The sequence below is a fragment of the Chryseobacterium tongliaonense genome (assembly GCF_041224435.1).
Taxonomy (GTDB): domain Bacteria; phylum Bacteroidota; class Bacteroidia; order Flavobacteriales; family Weeksellaceae; genus Chryseobacterium; species Chryseobacterium tongliaoense.
The window spans coordinates 123516-141594 of record NZ_JBGFFD010000008.1 but is presented as its reverse complement, the minus strand read 5'-3'; the positions used below and the strand labels follow the sequence as shown (position 1 = coordinate 141594).

At 37.1% G+C, this 18079-nt stretch carries 17 protein-coding genes; 8 read left to right on the top strand and 9 right to left on the bottom strand.

Annotated features, from left to right (window positions below; genetic code table 11):
* Positions 1 to 23: 23 nt before the first annotated feature.
* The 7 genes from rlmD to lpxB form a co-directional block, all read right to left on the bottom strand.
* Positions 24 to 1430: a 23S rRNA (uracil(1939)-C(5))-methyltransferase RlmD gene (rlmD, locus tag AB8P06_RS16425; protein ID WP_369843339.1), complete on the bottom strand. Its 1407-nt coding sequence runs from the start codon at positions 1428 to 1430 to the stop codon at positions 24 to 26.
* Between the two features lie 115 nt (positions 1431 to 1545).
* A complete protein-coding gene (locus AB8P06_RS16420; RefSeq protein ID WP_369843338.1) occupies positions 1546 to 3090 on the bottom strand; it encodes a TlpA family protein disulfide reductase in 1545 nt (514 codons plus the stop codon).
* A 136-nt stretch (positions 3091 to 3226) separates the two neighbouring features.
* On the bottom strand, positions 3227 to 3994 hold the full coding sequence (locus tag AB8P06_RS16415) for a succinate dehydrogenase/fumarate reductase iron-sulfur subunit (RefSeq protein WP_369843337.1): 768 nt from the start codon (positions 3992 to 3994) through the stop codon (positions 3227 to 3229).
* Between the two features lie 24 nt (positions 3995 to 4018).
* Positions 4019 to 6031 carry a fumarate reductase/succinate dehydrogenase flavoprotein subunit gene (locus AB8P06_RS16410; RefSeq protein WP_369843336.1) on the bottom strand — a complete coding sequence of 671 codons (2013 nt, stop codon included), beginning with the start codon at positions 6029 to 6031 and terminating at the stop codon, positions 4019 to 4021.
* A 15-nt stretch (positions 6032 to 6046) separates the two neighbouring features.
* The gene (locus tag AB8P06_RS16405) at positions 6047 to 6712 is read right to left on the bottom strand and encodes a succinate dehydrogenase cytochrome b subunit (protein WP_369843335.1); all 666 of its coding nucleotides are present in this window, start codon (positions 6710 to 6712) and stop codon (positions 6047 to 6049) included.
* Between the two features lie 144 nt (positions 6713 to 6856).
* Positions 6857 to 8599 (bottom strand): ComEC/Rec2 family competence protein, encoded by a 1743-nt coding sequence (locus tag AB8P06_RS16400; RefSeq protein WP_369843418.1) that lies wholly within the window; start codon positions 8597 to 8599, stop codon positions 6857 to 6859.
* Between the two features lie 162 nt (positions 8600 to 8761).
* Entirely contained in the window at positions 8762 to 9865 is a 1104-nt protein-coding gene (gene lpxB / locus AB8P06_RS16395; protein WP_369843334.1) for a lipid-A-disaccharide synthase, read from the bottom strand.
* A 79-nt stretch (positions 9866 to 9944) separates the two neighbouring features.
* On the opposite strand from lpxB, the gene AB8P06_RS16390 reads away from it, so the two are divergent.
* Complete coding sequence (locus tag AB8P06_RS16390) at positions 9945 to 10454, top strand: DUF2480 family protein (RefSeq protein ID WP_369843333.1); 510 nt, start codon at positions 9945 to 9947, stop codon at positions 10452 to 10454.
* A gap of 122 nt (positions 10455 to 10576) precedes the next feature.
* The gene (locus tag AB8P06_RS16385; protein ID WP_369843332.1) at positions 10577 to 11233 is read left to right on the top strand and encodes a DUF937 domain-containing protein; all 657 of its coding nucleotides are present in this window, start codon (positions 10577 to 10579) and stop codon (positions 11231 to 11233) included.
* Between the two features lie 61 nt (positions 11234 to 11294).
* Here the strand turns inward: AB8P06_RS16385 and AB8P06_RS16380 are convergent, their stop codons facing one another.
* Positions 11295 to 11411 (bottom strand): 30S ribosomal protein THX, encoded by a 117-nt coding sequence (locus AB8P06_RS16380; RefSeq protein ID WP_369843331.1) that lies wholly within the window; start codon positions 11409 to 11411, stop codon positions 11295 to 11297.
* A gap of 83 nt (positions 11412 to 11494) precedes the next feature.
* The gene (locus tag AB8P06_RS16375; RefSeq protein ID WP_369843330.1) at positions 11495 to 12889 is read right to left on the bottom strand and encodes an MATE family efflux transporter; all 1395 of its coding nucleotides are present in this window, start codon (positions 12887 to 12889) and stop codon (positions 11495 to 11497) included.
* Positions 12890 to 13046: 157 nt separating this feature from the next.
* On the opposite strand from AB8P06_RS16375, the gene AB8P06_RS16370 reads away from it, so the two are divergent.
* The 6 genes from AB8P06_RS16370 to AB8P06_RS16345 all read left to right on the top strand — a co-directional run bounded on the left by AB8P06_RS16370 (position 13047) and on the right by AB8P06_RS16345 (position 18031).
* Positions 13047 to 13637, top strand: coding sequence for a DUF2975 domain-containing protein (locus AB8P06_RS16370; RefSeq protein ID WP_369843329.1), 591 nt, complete (start codon positions 13047 to 13049; stop codon positions 13635 to 13637).
* A 2-nt stretch (positions 13638 to 13639) separates the two neighbouring features.
* A complete protein-coding gene (locus AB8P06_RS16365; protein ID WP_369843328.1) occupies positions 13640 to 13846 on the top strand; it encodes a helix-turn-helix domain-containing protein in 207 nt (68 codons plus the stop codon).
* A 128-nt stretch (positions 13847 to 13974) separates the two neighbouring features.
* Positions 13975 to 14412, top strand: coding sequence for an ankyrin repeat domain-containing protein (locus AB8P06_RS16360; protein ID WP_369843327.1), 438 nt, complete (start codon positions 13975 to 13977; stop codon positions 14410 to 14412).
* Between the two features lie 161 nt (positions 14413 to 14573).
* Positions 14574 to 16328: an aspartate--tRNA ligase gene (gene aspS, locus AB8P06_RS16355; protein WP_369843326.1), complete on the top strand. Its 1755-nt coding sequence runs from the start codon at positions 14574 to 14576 to the stop codon at positions 16326 to 16328.
* A 315-nt stretch (positions 16329 to 16643) separates the two neighbouring features.
* Positions 16644 to 17429, top strand: a complete 786-nt coding sequence (ku, locus tag AB8P06_RS16350; protein ID WP_369843325.1) for a non-homologous end joining protein Ku — start codon at positions 16644 to 16646, stop codon at positions 17427 to 17429.
* Positions 17429 to 18031, top strand: a complete 603-nt coding sequence (locus AB8P06_RS16345) for a DNA polymerase ligase N-terminal domain-containing protein (RefSeq protein WP_369843324.1) — start codon at positions 17429 to 17431, stop codon at positions 18029 to 18031. The genes ku and AB8P06_RS16345 overlap by 1 nt, the downstream gene beginning before the upstream one ends.
* The last annotated feature ends 48 nt before the right edge of the window (positions 18032 to 18079 follow it).

The window sequence follows — 18079 nt, the reverse complement described above, 5'->3', positions numbered from 1 at the left end:
ATTTAAGCTCAAATTTAGGTAAATTATTTTTTTATCAGCAATGCAATGTTTTCCACATGATGGGTTTGCGGAAACATATCTACCGGTAATATTTTAACGACTGTATAGTGGTCTTTCATTAACGCAAGATCTCTCGCCTGGGTCGCAGAATTACAGCTTACATACACTACTTTTTCCGGTGACAGCTTTAAGATCTGCTCTACTACCTTCTGGTGCATACCGTCTCTTGGCGGGTCGGTAATTAAAACATCTGCTTTGGGATGATTCTGCATGAATTCATCATTAAAGATATCTTTCATATCACCACAGTAGAAAGTAGTATTGGTAAGACCGTTTAATTCAGCATGTTCAATTGCTGCATCAATCGCTTCCTGAACTGATTCTATCCCGATAACGTGCTTGGCGTTTCTCGCAACATACTGTGCAATAGTCCCGGTTCCTGTGTATAAATCATAAACCACTTCATCTCCTTTCAGATCAGCGAACTCAAGGGTTTTTCTGTACAATTCCAGGGCTTGTTTATAGTTGGTCTGAAAGAATGATTTCGGGCCGATTTTAAACTTCAGGCCGTCCATTTCTTCCATTAAAAATCCTTCTCCATAATAGATATTGATATTCAGATCATAAATAGAATCATTCTGCTTAGGATTAATTGCATATACAAGCGTCTTAATCTGCAGGAATTTTTCCAAAAGAAATTTGAAAAGTTTCTCTCTGTTCTCTGTTTCTTCTCTGTAAAGCTGGAATAAAACCATCCACTCGCCTTTAGAGTTCTGTCTCATCATTAAAGTTCTTAAAAACCCTTCCTGATTTCTGACATCAAAGAAATCAAAGCCATTTTCCACTCCAAACTGCTTTACAGCCAGACGGATCGCGTTTGAAGGATCTTCCTGAAGAAAACATTCTTTAAGATCTAAAATTTTACTCCACATTCCCGGAATATGGAAGCCAAGAGCGTCTTTACTTCCAAAGTTTTCTTCTGAGCTTATTTCATATTGGGTAAGCCATCTCGCATTGGAAAAAGAAAATTCCATTTTATTTCTGTAAAAATACGGCTCGGCTGCTCCCAGGATAGGAACGGTTTCAAAATTATCGATTCCGCCAATTCTTTTGATATTGTTGTAAACTTCTTCCTGCTTAAAATCGAGCTGTTTTTCATAGCTCATATTCTGCCATTTGCATCCGCCGCAAACCCCAAAATGAATACACTTCGGTTCCACTCTGAAAGGTGACTTTTCCAAAACTTCTATGGCCTCCGCTTCAAAATATTTGGATTTAGATTTTTTTACTCTCGCATTGACTACATCCCCGGGAATAGCTCCGGAAACGAGGACGGTTTTTCCATCTTTGGTTTTTCCTATTGCTACTCCTTTAGCGCCTGCATTCAGAAGCTTTATATTTTCAAGAATGATATTTTTCTTCTTTTTCATCCGTAAATTCTATTTTTTCTATATGATTGCCTGTAACCTCCCGGTTTCATTCTGCAAAAATACAATAAAAAAAACCTTATCCTGGGACAAGGTTTTTCCTCTATGTTAAAGTTTATTATTTTGCAGGAGCCGGTTGTTGTTGCACTGGCTGTTGCTGAGGAGCAGCAGGCTGTGCAGACGGATCTGTTCCCATTCCCGGCTGTAACTGAATATTCGGATTTACACTCGGTGCAGAAAGCCCTGTTTGTTTATCTAAAATTGTTATCAATTCCTGCTCACCTAAGTTAACGAATGATCTGCTTGCCACTTTTCCATCTTTGTCAACTACGATAAAGCAAGGCAGCTTAAACCCGTAAACTCCATATTTTTTGGCAACATCAGAATTCAGTCCTCCGTCAGCATATGCATTGGTTCCTGTAATTCCTTTTAATAACGAGTTGCTCGTTTTTATAAACTGGTCTTTGGTATCATCTACATTTACGAATACAAAATTCATTTTAGATTTGTAGAAGTTAACGACCTCTTTTAAAACAGGTACTGTAGACTCAGCGATGTAAGGATTCCATGAAGCATAGAATACCAACAGATATGGTTTTCCTTTGTTTTCTGTAAGCTTGTATGATTTACCGTCTTGTTTCGTTAATGAAGCATCCGGTGCAACATCACCCACTTTAGGACCGTTCACTGCAAACTGAAGTTTTGTAAGATCACTTTTAATGGTTGCATCTTTAATATCTTCGTCAATAATTTTTTTGATCTTGTCAGAAGTTTTTGCAGGTGTACCTACGTGCATATCAGACTGTGCGATAACAAAAGCCAAAAGATAATCTTTTGCATTCTGAGACAGATCTTTTTTATTTTTTAAATATTGATTGAATAATTCCGAAGTTGTAACATCCGTTTTTCCTTTACTATTTGCTTCAGCATATTTCTGGAAGTCAGGGCTCATCTTCGTTAAAAGATAAGTTCTGTACAACGGAATTTGTTTTACCATTTCATCCTTATTGGTCTGAAGCTTATTTTCATAATCGGTGAAAGCTTTAGTCACTCTGAATGAAGGGTTACCCATTTGCTTGTGTCCCATTTCATATTGAGTCATGATTGAAAGCAGTGTACTTGCAATATCATTTCTCTTCCATTCCACCACTTCATTATCAGGACTGAATTTCTTTACATTTTCATCGATATTCTTGTTGATATCTTTTTCTACTTTCTGCACTCCTGTAAGGAAAGCTTTCTCATCTTTCATCATCAGCTCATTCATATTTACAGTCTGAGCGTAAGTTCCAAGATATTTTTGAGCCGCCGTAAAGAAATCATTATTCTTTTTAGCATCACCGGTGATTACATAATCTGAAGGGAACACCATTCCGTTTCCTGAGATATTAAGCGTCTGGCCACCTTTCAGATAGATTAGATTTTGTTTTCCGCCATAAGAAATAACGTACATCCCATTTTTAGGAGCTTCAAAACTCCCGGAGAAACTTCCGTCTTTATTTATTCCCATGTTTACCAATGGAAGGGTACCAACACCTGAAGCTTCCATCAATTCTATTCTTTCTAATGGAGAACCTCCTGTAATTTTTCCTTTTACTTCAACTTTTTTAGAGCAAGACATCACAAATACAGCGATGATAAACAATAAAAGATATTTTTTCATTTTGATTTTATAATTAAGCAAAAATAAGTTTTTCAGTATACTAAACATAATTTAATCCTACTTTTTATGAAAGATTTAACTAAAAAAATCGCCATCCGGTGAGGAGACGATTTTTTATGTATATGAATAATCAATTTTATCCCTGATCTACAAGAGCAGACATGTATTCTCTGTTCATTCTGGCGATGTTTTCAAGTGAAATTCCTTTCGGGCATTCAACTTCACAGGCTCCTGTATTTGAACAGTTTCCGAATCCTTCTTCGTCCATCGCTTTCACCATATTCAGAACTCTTCTCTTCGCTTCTATTCTACCTTGTGGAAGTAATGCGAACTGAGAAACTTTAGCTCCTACGAATAACATGGCAGAACCGTTTTTACATGTTGCTACACATGCTCCGCATCCGATACAAGCCGCAGCATCCATTGCTTTGTCTGCATCTTCTTTAGGAACCGGAATAGCGTTAGCATCCAGTGTATTTCCTGAAGTATTCACAGAAATGAAACCACCTGCAGCCATCACCCTGTCAAATGCGCTTCTGTCTACCATTAAATCTTTGATAACAGGGAAAGCAGCACTTCTCCAAGGTTCGATAACGATCGTTTCACCGTCTTTGAACATTCTCATGTGAAGCTGACAGGTGGTAATACCTGTATCCGGGCCATGAGCTCTACCGTTGATATACAGTGAACACATTCCGCAGATCCCCTCACGACAGTCATGATCGAAAGCGATTGGTTCTTTTCCTTCGTTAATTAAATTCTCATTAAGGATATCCAACATCTCAAGGAATGAAGATTCTGTAGAAACATCCGATATTTTATAGGTCTCAAACTGACCTTTAGATTTAGTATTTTTCTGTCTCCAAATTTTCAGCGTAAGATGTAAGCCTTTTTTTGCACTCATAATGTTATATTTATAGGTTGGAGATTATTTGTAACTTCTAGTTTTAACCTCGATGTTATCGTAGATCAGGTCTTCTTTGTGCAGTATTTCATGATTGATATCCGCTCCCTGATATTCCCAAGCTCCGACGTATTTGAAGTTTACGTCGTCTCTTTCCGCTTCTCCGTCCGGAGTTGAGTGGTCTTCACGGAAATGTCCACCACAAGATTCGTTTCTGTGTAGTGCATCGATAGCCATCAATTGTCCAAGTTCAAGGAAGTCTGCTACTCTGAATGCTTTTTCAAGCTCAGTGTTCATTCCATCATTATCTCCCGGAACTTTTACGTTTTTCCAGAAATCGTTTCTTACTTCTTCGATTTCTTTGATTGCTTCTCTTAATCCTTCAGGCGTTCTGCCCATTCCTACTTTATTCCACATAATGTGTCCTAATTTTTTATGGAAATGGTCTACGGAATGTGTTCCTTTATTATTGATGAAGAAATCTATTTTATCTTTAATTTCTTTTTCAGCTTCATCAAACGCTCCTGAATTGGTAGGAATTGATCCTGTTCTGATATCTGCAGAAAGATAATCTGCAATGGTATAAGGAAGTACGAAATATCCGTCTGCAAGCCCCTGCATCAATGCAGAAGCACCCAGCCTGTTTGCTCCGTGATCTGAGAAGTTAGCTTCACCGATTACGAAACATCCCGGAATCGTAGACTGAAGATTGTAATCAACCCATACTCCACCCATTGTATAGTGAACGGCAGGATAAATCTTCATCGGCGTTTTATAAGGATCATCAGCAGTAATCTTTTCGTACATTACAAATAAGTTACCGTATTTCTCTTCAACCCAGCTCTTACCTAAATCATACAACTGCTGGTCGCTAGGATTGTGAATATGTTTTTCGATAGCGGCCTCTCTACCTTTTTTCATGATCTCTGTAGAGAAATCAAGGTAAACCCCTTCTTTAGTATCATTATTTTCGATTCCGAAACCGGCATCACATCTTTCCTTGGCAGCTCTTGACGCAACGTCTCTAGGTACTAAGTTTCCGAATGCAGGATATCTTCTTTCCAAATAATAATCTCTGTCTTCTTCTTTAATATTTTCAGGTCTCAATTTACCTTCTCTGATTGCTACTGAATCTTCAATTTTTTTAGGAACCCAGATTCTTCCTGAGTTTCTTAATGATTCAGACATCAAGGTAAGTTTAGACTGCTGTGTTCCGTGAACCGGAATACAAGTCGGGTGGATCTGTACATAACAAGGGTTTGCAAAGTAAGCTCCTTTTTTATGGATCTTCCATGCAGCAGAAACGTTTGATCCCATTGCATTGGTAGAAAGGAAATATACGTTACCGTAACCTCCGGAAGCAATAACCACAGCATGAGCAGAATGTCTTTCAACTTCTCCTGTTACAAGATTTCTTGCGATAATACCTCTTGCCTTTCCATCAACGATTACAAGATCCATCATTTCATGACGGTTATACATCTTGATTCTTCCTTTACCGATCTGACGACTCATTGAAGAATAAGCTCCCAATAATAACTGCTGACCGGTTTGCCCTTTTGCATAGAACGTTCTTTTTACCTGAACCCCACCAAATGAACGGTTATCGAGCTGACCGCCGTAATCTCTTCCGAAAGGAACACCCTGCGCTACGCACTGGTCAATAATATTTGCGGAAACTTCTGCTAGTCTGTAAACGTTAGCTTCTCTTGCTCTATAGTCACCTCCTTTGATTGTATCATAGAATAGCCTGTAAGTAGAGTCACCGTCTCCCTGATAATTTTTAGCAGCATTGATACCTCCCTGAGCAGCAATAGAGTGTGCTCTTCTTGGAGAATCCTGATAGCAGAAAGCTTTTACGTTATATCCCTGCTCAGCTAATGTAGCTGCAGCAGAACCTCCTGCCAAACCTGTACCTACAACAATAATATCAATCTTATCTCTGTTGTTTGGTGCAACAAGGTTCATATGGTCTTTATGATTTTTCCATTTATCCTTAAGAGGACCTGCTGGAATTTTTGAATCTAATTTACTCATATTAGTATATCGATATTATTGAGTTACAAAGTGAAAAATTGCAATAAAAATAAAACCTGCAGGAATAATGATGGAATACCATTTCCCGATAGCTTTAATTACAGGTGTATATTTCGGATGTCTTGCTCCGATTGACTGGAAAGAAGACTGAAAACCGTGAGCCAAATGCAATCCCAATAAAACAAAAGCGATTACATAGATTGCCACTCTCCAGATATCAGCAAACTTCTCATGCAATTCCGGCCAGAAACGTTCTGTATCGGGAGCCAGTCCTTCTACATACTTGTAGTTAATTTCATGAAGCCAGAAATCATAAAAATGGAGTGCAAGGAAAGCCAAAACAACAGCTCCGGAAATAATCATATTTCTGGACATCCATGATGAGTTCACAGAAGGATTGTTTGACGCATACTTTACAGGACGCGCTTTATTATTCTTAATCTCAAGTACAAATCCCATAATAAAGTGGAAAATGACTGCAAAACCAAGAATAGGCTGCATTAAGAACTGCACAAACGGATTATACCCCATAAAATCTGATGCGGAATTAAACACATCCCGATTAGGTAACACTGATAATAAGTTTGTCGTCAAATGCAGTATAAGAAAGATCAGCAAAAATAAAGCTGATAATGCCATAGCATATTTTCTACCTATCGTAGAACTCGTTAAACCTGCCATATAAGTTTAAATTTGAATTTCTACAAAATTAAGAAATGTTAACAATATTAAAAAGTGAGAAATCTCACAATTAGACAGTTTGTAACCTTTCTAAATAAGCCAATAAACCGTTATAAATAAAGGAAAAACAAGAAATATTAACAATTATTTTATATTGAAAATCCTGCCGTTACAGACAACTTTCTGTGCAGAAGCCGGAAAAGTTTTTATTTCTGTATGATTCAATCTTCTTGAAGAATGATAGGGATTGATAATATATCTGGTAATCTTCTCTTTATCCGAATCATGCTCTATCCAGAAACAGGCATTACCTCCTTTTTTCACTGAAAATATCTTATGTTTATTAAAATCATGAACCAGCAATTCCGTTTTTCTGGTTTCAATGAAATCAAAGCCGGTTCGCAGCATAGAAAACATAAGAAGTCCTAATATTAATCTTATAGAATTTTTAGTATCAAACTTTAAAATCGCAAACCTTAATAGATACAGGACTGCAAACAAACACCCGACCTCAGCCAGATTCATCGCAATATTTTCAAAAAACAATTGGTCAAAACCTGCAAACCAATGAATGCATTTCAGTAAGATCTGGATAATGAAATCATAAATCGTATTTAAAAAACGGAAATCAAGATCAAAAGCAATCAAAGCTGTCATTAAGAATGAAAACACGATAATGATTTCTGAAAAAGGAACAATCACAAGATTCGCGATGATTGAAATAAATGAAAACTGATGAAAATAATACAGCACCAACGGTAATGTTGCCCATTGTGCAGAAATAGAAATTGATGCCGTATTAAAGATCAGTTTCTTTAGATAATGATCCTGTCTGGGAAAATATTTCAAAATAGGCTGATTGAGCCAAAAAATTCCTAAAACAGCGACAAAACTTAACTGAAAGCCTACATCAAAAATCTGCTGTGTATCGAAAATTAAAATAATAAAACCTGACAACGCAAGTGAATGCAGTACATCCGGTTTTCTCTGAAGCAATACATATATAAAATAAACCGTCAGCATAATACAGGACCGCAAAACAGAGTTTCCCAAACCGATAAATACGGCAAACATCCAAATGAAAACCAAACTTGAAATGATCGTATATTTTCTGTAGGATAAAGGAAGAAGCCATATCAGTAAATAATAAAACAATCCGAAAATGACAACAATATGGGTTCCTGAAATGGCCAGAAAATGCACCAATCCCGACACATTGAAATCCTTTACCGTTTGAGCATCAATTTCCGTCCTGTCTGCTAAAATGATTCCCTTTAAAAATTCTTTGGTACGCACAGATATTTCAGCCTTATCAATGCTTTGCAAAACGTCAAGCCTTTTCTGTGAAATCTTTTCATTTAAACTTAGATCATTCCTTGCGGCAGAAAAAATTTCGTCATTTGCATAACATTGATAACGAATATTTTTTCTTTTCAAATATCCGGCATAATCAAACTGGAAATCATATTGGGGAGATTTTGGCGGGTTTATATAAGCCTGAGTTTTATAATAATGATTAAAATCCAGTTCTTTATGTTTTACAGGAATGTATAAAACTGCATTTCGGGTTTCTTTCCCGATCTGAAAAGTGATCACATACTTTTTATTCTTTTCACTGGAATTTAATTTTCCGGACATCTTAAAAAGAATTGTTTCTTTCGACGAAGCAGCAATATCTTTAATTGAAAAAGAATTAAAAGAATGAAGAATAATACCCAGCCCGAAAAACAATAAACCCAAGCCAGCCGGTCTTAACCGATGTAAAAAATAAGATTGAAAAAAGGTTGAAATTAAAATAAGTAAACAGCAACTAATGATTGTGTATAAGGAATTATCATTCAGACTGAGCTGGTCCTGGAAGAAAATTCCAAGAATAAAACAGATCACAAGAATAAGAAGCGGCTGTCTGCTCAAACGTCATTATTTAGTTTTTCAAAATAATAAAATGGCTGACAAATAGATAGTATTCAATTAGCTGAAATAAAAGTTCTTCACTCGTTAAACAATTAACCAAGAGCCTGATTTTATACTATAAAAATTGAATTTGCATTAAACTTTTAAAATAACTTCAGCAGCATGGTCACTGGCTCCTTTTCCGCCGAGCTTTTCTCTTAAAAGCTCATAATCTTTGAGAACTTTTTGTCTTTTTTCGCCCTCTAAAATCAAAGTAAGCTCTTTAACCAGATTTTTAGTATTCAAATCGTTTTGAATCAGTTCCCTTACCACTTCCCTGTCCATAATCAGATTAACAAGAGAAATGTAGTTGATATTTTTGACCAGTCTTTTGGCAATCGCGTAAGAAATTTTGCTTCCCCGATAGCATACCACCTCGGGAACGTTCAGCAAAGCAGTTTCCAAAGTGGCGGTTCCGGATGTGACCAAAGCTGCTTTTGAGCATCTCAGCAGATCATACGTTTTATTGGAAACAAAATGAACATTGTCATCTACATATTTCTGATAAAATTCTTTTGGAAGACTCGGCGCACCGGCAATAACAAACTGATAACCTTTAAAGTAAGGTCTTACTGAAAGCATAATTTCAAGCATCTTTTCGACTTCCTGCTTTCTCGATCCCGGCAAAAGGGCGATGATTTCTTTTTCATTTAAGCCATGTTCTTTTTTAAAATCCTCACTATTTATTTCTTTCAGGCTTGAAATAGCGTCCAGTAAAGGATGTCCCACAAAATGGGAGTGAACGCCGTGTTTTTTATAGAAATCTTCTTCAAACGGAAGAATCACCATCATTCCATCCACATATTTTTTGATGATCTCCACCCTTCCTTCTTTCCATGCCCAAAGCTGGGGAGAAATATAATACACGACCTTAATTCCCAGTTCTTTTGCAAATTTTGCAATTCTTAAATTAAAGCCGGGATAATCGATAAGAATCAGGATATCGGGCTGATGATTTTTAATATCCTCTTTACAGAATTTTATATTGTTCAGAATGGTTCTCAGATTCATCGCCACTTCAAGAAATCCCATGAAAGCGAGGTCACGGTAATGTTTCACCAATGTACCACCCTGTTCTTTCATCAGGTCACCACCCCAAAATCTGAATTCTGCGTTGGGATCTTTCTGTTTTAAAGCTTTCATCAGATTGCTTCCGTGTAAATCTCCTGATGCTTCTCCGGCAATAATATAATACTTCATTTCTATGATAAGGATAGAGAACAAATTAAGGCTTTGTTGGATCTTAATTTGTAAATTTGTTCAAAGATAATGATAAAAAATGTCAGAAGAATTTGAAATCCGAAATAAAATCGCCGAAAGCGGGTTAGTCAATTTTGATCTTGCCCAGCTTCTTCCGAAGGGAGTAAGAAAGGGCATCGACCTTAAAGATTTTCTTTTCCAGGAATTGATTTTAAAAGAAAAAGATTTCCGTGGAAAAGTAGCCGCAATCAATACGGAGGAGTATCAGGATGCTTATATTTACATTTACAATTCAGCAGATGCCATTGTTCCGCTTTGGGCTTATTTTGTGTTAACCGCTAAACTTACGGATGCTGCGAAAAAAATAGTTTTCGGAAACCGTGAAGACCTGGAAGTGATCTTAATGCACAATGCCATTCAGACGTATGATTTCGAAGAAATGCGGGGAAAAAGAGTTCTGGTAAAAGGCTGTTCAGATAAAGAAATCCCTGAGAATGCCTATATAGAACTGGTAGAACAATTAAAGCCCATTGTAAAATCACTTATGTTTGGGGAGGCTTGTTCCAACGTTCCTATTCTAAAAAATTAGACTTAAAGATCAGGCACTTATAGAAAATCAAAAACTTTAACAGTAATTTTAAATAAAAAAAACTGTTGAGGAATATTTTTTGATAACTTTGGTTTACTTAACAATTAAAATAAACACAAACTATGAGTTTAATCGACCTACTTACAGGGAACACCAGCAATCAGGTTGCTGATCAGGCTGAAAGCAAATTCGGAATCAGCAAAAACCAGATTATTGCCTTATTGGCTGTCGCTGCTCCGTTAATTATTTCATATCTGAGAAATAAATCTCAGGACAGCAATGAAGCTGAAGCCCTAAATAATGCTTTAGATAAAGATCACGACGGAAGTATCCTGAATGATTCATCTCAATTGGAAGCAAGACAGGCAGAAGGCGGTTCAATTCTTAGTCATATTTTTGGTGGGGAAAAACAAGCGGTAGAAAACCAGCTTTCTCAAAACACAGGAATTTCAATTGACAAAATCGGACCTATTCTTGCGATGTTGGCTCCGGTTATTATGGGATATATTGGCAAGGAAAAACAACAAAACAATGTTGGTGCAGGTGGTTTAGGAGATTTATTGGGTGGAATTCTCGGGAATGCATCCAACCAGGCTCAGGCTCAACAATCCAGTCCTTTAAATGATATATTAGGAAGTGTATTGGGTGGCGGACAGTCTCAGTCTTCCGGAAACCCTCTTAACGATATCCTGGGAAGCGTACTTGGTGGCGGTGGACAACAGCAGCAAGGTGGCGGCGGACTGGGAAATATTCTTGGGAATATTTTAGGCGGAAAATAACTTAATTTAATTTGTATATAAAAAAGGCCGGAGATTTATTCTTCGGTCTTTTTACTGGTCATCACTTAGACTTCTTTTCTGAAGTTTCCACTAACTTTGAAGCTTTTCTAGGTCTTCGTTTACCATAGCTTCCGTTATTAATTTTACCTCTTCTTGATTTTTTGTCTCCTTTTCCCATAGACTAATTATTTTGTTGATTCTTACGAATTTAAAAATTTAGCACTAAAAATCCAAGATTCCGGCTGTTAAAGTTTTATAAATCTAAACTTTGACGGTTTTCCATTTTCCTCTTTTAAAGAAGATGAATGCAAAAACAGTGATCAGGGTTTCTGCAGCAGGAATAGAAATAAACACTCCTTTCGGACCCATGTCCAGATATTTTGAAAGAAAATACGCCAATGGAATCTGGAACAGCCAGAAACCGAAAAAGTTGACCCAGGTTGGCGTCCAGGTATCACCCGCTCCGTTGAATGCGTTGATCATTACCATTCCGATCCCGTAAAATATAAAACCCACACTCATAATGTGAAGTGCATTTTTAGCAAAGCTTTTAATTTCATTGTCCTGTGTAAAAAAACCAACCAGCAGGTCTCCTAAAAAGAAGAAAATAAGACTCACGGCAAGCATAAAGATAACATTGTACTTTACCGTTTTCATCACAGACTGCTCAGCCCTGAGCATTTCATTAGCGCCCATATTCTGCCCAACCAGTGTGGAAGCAGCATTACTCAGTCCCCAGGCAGGAAGCATGAAAAACATCATTAAACGCAGTGCCGTCTGATATCCTGCAGAAGCATTCTCACCACCGGTTGTCGCTACCAGCTGCGCAAGAAATATCCAGCTGCAGGAAGCAATCACAAACTGGAAAATACCGGGAGTTGCAATTTTCACTACAGATTGTATCAGCTTAATGTCTGGTCTAAAATAATTGAGTTTGATCCTGATTTGGGTATCGGCAATCAGAAGATGGTACAATTGGTAGATAACCCCTATGCTTCTCCCGATCGTAGTAGCCAGAGCAGCACCGGTTAAACCCATCGCAGGAACAGGCCCAAAACCGTTGATCAGGACCGGACAAAGTATAATATTGGCAATATTTGCGATCCAAAGGCTCTTCATGGCAATGGCTGCATTTCCTGCTCCCCTGAAAATACCATTAATTAGAAACAAAAGCATAATAATAACGCTGCTTGCCATCATGATCCTTGTGAAATCTTTACCGTAAGCGGCGGCTTCAGGTTTGGATCCCATCAGTATCAAAATTTCCTCAGCATAGATTACACCAAGCAGACTCAACAGGAAAGTAACGGCAAAAGATACCAGTAAAACCTGAGCTGCGCTTCTCGAAGCCTGCTCCGGATTTTTTTCACCAACCCTTCTCGCTACCATCGCTGTTGCGGCCATACTCATTCCTATCGCAATGGAATACATGATGGAAAGAACAGATTCCGTGAGCCCTACTGTTTGTATGGCAAATCCGCTCTCTTTAAGATGGCCTACAAAATATAAATCGACCAAAGCAAATACAGACTCCATGGCCATTTCCAGCATCATGGGAATAGCAAGAAGCAATACAGCACTTCTAATACTTATCTGTGTATAATCTACATCTTCACCGCTGAAAGCTTTCTTAAGGAAATTAATATACTTTTTCATTTTTTCTCGTGTGTCCCAAAAATACAAATTCGGCCTTTAATAAAGGTAAGAATCGAAGATCTTGTCGGAACATTTTTCCTGAAGCTGAAAAATATTTTAAAATATTTATTGTTTTACGATAAATATTTATATATTTACAACAAATAAATATTGCGTTATGAAATTATTTGGACAAAAATCTTTATCAACAGCTATAAGCTGGCTGCTTTTACTTTTATTTGTAATTATTGCTTTTCATACGGTGTATCAACTTGTTGGATTTACGGTATGCTATTATAACCTGAAAACCGGAAGCCATCTTTTTCCAGAAACATTTTATGTAGGTGACTCTATTGAATGGGGTGGAAAAATTGTACAGGAAAAATTATATTTCAGGTTTAAATATCCGTTTTCAGATCAGCAGATGCTCACCGGCATTTTTAGTCTGAATACATTCCTGAATCATCTGTTCCAAAATGTTTTTTTCTGCCTGTTTTTCTTTTTTGCTTATAAGATTTTTAACGGGATGAGTAAAGAAATACTCTTCAACAGAGATGTTATCAAATGGCTGAGAAAATTCTCGTGGACAAATATTCTGTATATGCCTGTATATATTATCATCTGTCTTTTTGTTTTTAACCTCGGGCTCGATGGCATGATGCTGACCACCTGTCTCTTTCTTTTATTTCTGGGTATTATGGTCTATTTCATTATGGAATTTTTCAAAAAAGGACTGGAGCTTCAAAATCAGGCTGACTTAACGATTTAAATATGCCGATCATCATTAATGTAGATGTAATGCTTGCCAGGCGCAAGATGCAATCACAGGAACTTGCCGAGAAAATAGGAATCACGCAGACAAATCTTTCCATTTTAAAAACGGGAAAAGCAAAAGCCGTAAAACTTTCAACTCTGGAGGCTATTTGTAAAGCATTAGACTGCCAGCCGGGAGATATTTTAGAATATGTAAAAGATTAGCTGATAACTCATGAATTTTTGCGTTCAAAAGCAATATAAATGAAACATTATAAAAAGCTTTGACCAGAATGTATAATAAATAAAATATTAATCATAAATTAGCTTCATCTTTTTATAAATTAAAATTCATGAAAAAAATAATCTCTACTACCTTAGTATTCGGAATCTTTTTGATGACCAGTTTCTTATTTGGCCAGGAGATGTCAAAAGAGCAGAGAAAAGCTTTCCAGACGGATAATATCGACGTTTTTAAAGCTGCTTTTTCTAAAGCCGATTACAATAAATGCTTTAGTATAAAAGAAGAATCTTATACCCTTCTTTCATTCAGTGTAAAGCATGACCGCAAAAATGTTTTCAATTATCTGCTGGCCAATAATGCAGATGTAAACAAAGCATGTAACAGTCAGACCCCTTTAATGATAGCGGGAATGTATGGAAATGCTACTATGGCTAAAACATTATTGAAAAAAGGAGCTGATAAAAATGCAAAAAACGGAAACGGAGAAACGGCAAAAGACTTTTCCGTAAAATACAAACAAGCCGCTCTTACTGCAATTTTAAAATAAAACATAAGAAATACCATCTTAAAAACTTCCTTTCGGAAGTTTTTTTGTTTTTAAAACATGCAAAAATCTTATCTTTGCACCCGTAATTCAAGGTTTAAAAACTTCAATACTTCAAAGATTGAATCATAAACCTTAAAACATTGAACTTTAAACAACAAACTATGTTTCGAACGCACACCAACGGAGAATTATCTCTAAAGAATCTTAATGAAGAAGTTACACTTTCAGGATGGGTACAAACCATTCGTGATAAAGGATTTATGATTTGGATAGATCTTCGTGACCGTTACGGAATTACCCAGCTGGTTCTGGATCAGGACCGTTCTTCCGCTCAATTGATGGAAGAGGCTAAAAAACTTGGCCGCGAATTTGTGATCCAGGTTTCCGGAAAGGTAATCGAAAGGGTAAGCAAAAACCCTAATATTCCTACCGGGGAAATTGAAATATTAGTTGAAACACTTACCATTCTTAATGATTCTCAGCTTCCGCCTTTCACTATTGAAGATGAAACTGATGGCGGTGAAGAGCTAAGAATGAAATACCGTTATCTGGATATCAGAAGAAATCCGGTAAAAGATAAACTAATCTTCCGTCACAAAATGGCACAGAAGGTGAGAAATTATCTTTCTGAAGAAGGATTTATCGAAGTGGAAACTCCTGTTTTGATCAAGTCTACTCCTGAAGGTGCAAGAGACTTCGTGGTTCCAAGCAGAATGAACCCGGGACAGTTTTATGCATTGCCGCAATCTCCGCAGACTTTCAAACAGCTTTTGATGGTAGGCGGAATGGATAAATATTTTCAGATTGTAAAATGTTTCCGTGATGAGGATTTAAGAGCCGACAGACAGCCGGAATTCACCCAGATCGACTGTGAAATGGCTTTTGTGGAGCAGGAAGATGTAATGAATGTTTTCGAAGGAATGACCAAAACTCTTTTAAAAGATATTACAGGCCAGGAATTTGGAGATTTCCCTAGAATGACTTTCGCAGAGGCCATGAGAAAGTACGGAAACGATAAACCGGATATCCGTTTCGGAATGGAGTTCGTAGAATTAAATGAGCTTGTCAAAGGAAAAGACTTCAAAATATTTGATGATGCGGAACTGGTCGTGGGAATTAATGTAGAAGGCTGTGCAGAATATACAAGAAAGCAGATAGACGAACTGGTGGATTGGGTTAAACGTCCACAGATCGGAGCATCAGGAATGGTTTGGGCAAAATTCCAGAATGACGGAGTGAAAACTTCTTCTGTAAATAAATTCTACAATGAAGAAGATCTTTCTAAAATCATTGAAAAATTTGGCGCAAAAGAAGGAGATTTAATGTTGATTCTTTCCGGAAACGAAAACAAGGTAAGAGCACAGCTTTCGGCTTTGAGAATGGAGCTTGGGAACCGTTTGGGACTAAGAAAAGGGAATGAGTTTGCACCACTTTGGGTAGTTGATTTCCCGCTTTTGGAATGGGATGAAGATACCCAGAGATTCCATGCCATGCACCACCCGTTCACTTCTCCAAAACCTGAAGATATTCATTTACTGGAAACAGACCCGGGAAAAGCAAGAGCAAATGCCTACGATATGGTGCTGAACGGAAACGAAATCGGAGGTGGTTCTATCAGGATTTTTGATAAAGACCTTCAATCTAAAATGTTCGATTTATTAGGATTCAGCAGAGAAGAAGCAGAAGCACAGTTCGGGTTCTTAATGAATGCCTTCAAGTACGGAGCACCGCCTCACGGTGGTTTGGCTTTCGGTTTTGACCGTCTGGTAGCGATTCTTGACGGAAACGAAGTGATCAGGGATTACATCGCTTTCCCTAAGAATAATTCAGGGCGTGACGTGATGATCGATGCACCTGCCTCTATCGCCAATGAACAGCTTGATGAACTGGAATTAAAATTGAATTTAAAAGCATAAAATTTAAAGCGGGGAAATTTCTCCGCTTTTTTATTTTTATAAAACTAACTTGCCTGTCACGGCTCCTGAAGAAAAAAATTTAGGCATAAATAAAACCAGAACCTTTCTTATTTTAAACATGGAACAAAAAATATTAGAAATCACTTTAAATTTTAATGAAGTATCATCAAGAATTCTTTTAAAAAAATATTTTAAATACCTAAAAAAAGGGATTCAATCAATATTTAGAAGAAACTCATTAAATTAAAATACCACATTTAAATAATATTTTTTACTCGGCACAATCATTGCACGCTTTTACTCAAACGTAAGACAATGAAAGCAATTTGGAACGGTGCCATTGGCTTTGGTTTAGTCAATATTCCTGTTAAGATTTATTCTGCGACGGAAACCAGTAAACTGGATTTGGATATGCTTGACAAATCCGATTTTTCTAATATTAAATTCAAAAGAGTCAACGAAAAAACAGGAAAAGAAGTAAAATGGGAAAACATCGTTAAAGCTTATCTGATGGATGATAAATATATCGTTCTGGAAGATGAAGACTATGAAGCGGCAAGTCCCGAGAAAACCAAAATACTTGCTATAGAACATTTTGTAAAAGAAGTGGAAGTAGACAGTGTTTATTTTGAAACCCCCTATTTTCTGGAACCTCAGAAAAACGGTGAAAATGCTTACAGGCTTCTGATAAAAGCTCTTCAGGAAACTAAAATGGTAGGTGTTGGAACTTTTGTCCTTCGTGAAAGTGAAGCGATCGGGATGATCCGGCCTTACAACGATGAGATCTTGGTTTTAAACCGCTTAAGATTCGATCAGGAAATCAGAGATTACAAAGACCTGAAAATCCCGGCAAAAAAAGCCCCGAAACCGGCCGAGCTCAAAATGGCAGTAAGCCTTATCAAGCAATTATCTGAAGATTTTGATCCTACAGTTTATAAAGACACTTATTCTGAGTCTTTAATGAAAATTATCAAACAAAAAGCCAAAGGTAAGAATGTGAAAGCCAAACCGGCTGCGCCTGCTAAAGAAGGCAAAGTAATTGACCTTATGGCTCAGTTAAAAGCAAGTTTACAAAACCCCAAATCTAAAACCGCATCATAATGGCTCTCAAAGATTATAATAAAAAACGGAAATTCGATGAAACCAGCGAACCTAAGGGCAAAGCAAAAAAGAGTAAAGACAAGCTTATTTTTGTGATCCAAAGGCATGCTGCAACCCGGCTTCATTATGACTTCCGTTTAGAAATGGAAGGTGTTTTAAAAAGCTGGGCAGTCCCAAAAGGTCCGTCACTGGACCCGAAAGATAAACGTCTGGCTATGATGGTAGAAGACCATCCTTATGATTATAAAGATTTTGAAGGAAATATTCCGGAAGGAAATTACGGAGCAGGACAGGTTGAAGTCTGGGACAGCGGAACCTACGAGCCCTTAGATGAAACCAGTAAACTTTCTGATGAGAAAGAATTGCTAAAAGAATTACATGCAGGTTCCTTAAAATTTATTTTACACGGTAAAAAACTTAAAGGAGAATTTGCCCTTGTAAAAATGAAAAATACTGAAGATAACGCCTGGCTGCTGATCAAACATAAGGATGAGTTTGCAGAAAGTCCTTACGACGCAGAGAAAAATACATCTTCAAAATCTTTGGTAACGAAATTTTTAGAGGAAAAAAAAAGCCTGAAAAACAGCAAAAAGAAGTCATAACTTCTGCTTCAGAAAGGAGATTCAGAAATTTTAATTCTCTAACCAACG

What these genes read in the sequence shown, in the direction of transcription:
- AB8P06_RS16415 (WP_369843337.1), bottom strand. Translation starts at nt 3,994, where the DNA reads ATGAGTGCAAAAAAAGGCTTACATCTTACGCTGAAAATTTGGAGACAG.
- AB8P06_RS16370 (WP_369843329.1), top strand. Translation starts at nt 13,047, where the DNA reads ATGAAATTATTTGGACAAAAATCTTTATCAACAGCTATAAGCTGGCTG.
- AB8P06_RS16410 (WP_369843336.1), bottom strand. Translation starts at nt 6,031, where the DNA reads ATGAGTAAATTAGATTCAAAAATTCCAGCAGGTCCTCTTAAGGATAAA.
- AB8P06_RS16385 (WP_369843332.1), top strand. Translation starts at nt 10,577, where the DNA reads ATGAGTTTAATCGACCTACTTACAGGGAACACCAGCAATCAGGTTGCT.
- rlmD (WP_369843339.1), bottom strand. Translation starts at nt 1,430, where the DNA reads ATGAAAAAGAAGAAAAATATCATTCTTGAAAATATAAAGCTTCTGAAT.
- ku (WP_369843325.1), top strand. Translation starts at nt 16,644, where the DNA reads ATGAAAGCAATTTGGAACGGTGCCATTGGCTTTGGTTTAGTCAATATT.
- AB8P06_RS16420 (WP_369843338.1), bottom strand. Translation starts at nt 3,090, where the DNA reads ATGAAAAAATATCTTTTATTGTTTATCATCGCTGTATTTGTGATGTCT.
- AB8P06_RS16380 (WP_369843331.1), bottom strand. Translation starts at nt 11,411, where the DNA reads ATGGGAAAAGGAGACAAAAAATCAAGAAGAGGTAAAATTAATAACGGA.
- AB8P06_RS16405 (WP_369843335.1), bottom strand. Translation starts at nt 6,712, where the DNA reads ATGGCAGGTTTAACGAGTTCTACGATAGGTAGAAAATATGCTATGGCA.
- AB8P06_RS16345 (WP_369843324.1), top strand. Translation starts at nt 17,429, where the DNA reads ATGGCTCTCAAAGATTATAATAAAAAACGGAAATTCGATGAAACCAGC.
- AB8P06_RS16390 (WP_369843333.1), top strand. Translation starts at nt 9,945, where the DNA reads ATGTCAGAAGAATTTGAAATCCGAAATAAAATCGCCGAAAGCGGGTTA.
- AB8P06_RS16365 (WP_369843328.1), top strand. Translation starts at nt 13,640, where the DNA reads ATGCCGATCATCATTAATGTAGATGTAATGCTTGCCAGGCGCAAGATG.
- aspS (WP_369843326.1), top strand. Translation starts at nt 14,574, where the DNA reads ATGTTTCGAACGCACACCAACGGAGAATTATCTCTAAAGAATCTTAAT.
- AB8P06_RS16375 (WP_369843330.1), bottom strand. Translation starts at nt 12,889, where the DNA reads ATGAAAAAGTATATTAATTTCCTTAAGAAAGCTTTCAGCGGTGAAGAT.
- lpxB (WP_369843334.1), bottom strand. Translation starts at nt 9,865, where the DNA reads ATGAAGTATTATATTATTGCCGGAGAAGCATCAGGAGATTTACACGGA.
- AB8P06_RS16360 (WP_369843327.1), top strand. Translation starts at nt 13,975, where the DNA reads ATGAAAAAAATAATCTCTACTACCTTAGTATTCGGAATCTTTTTGATG.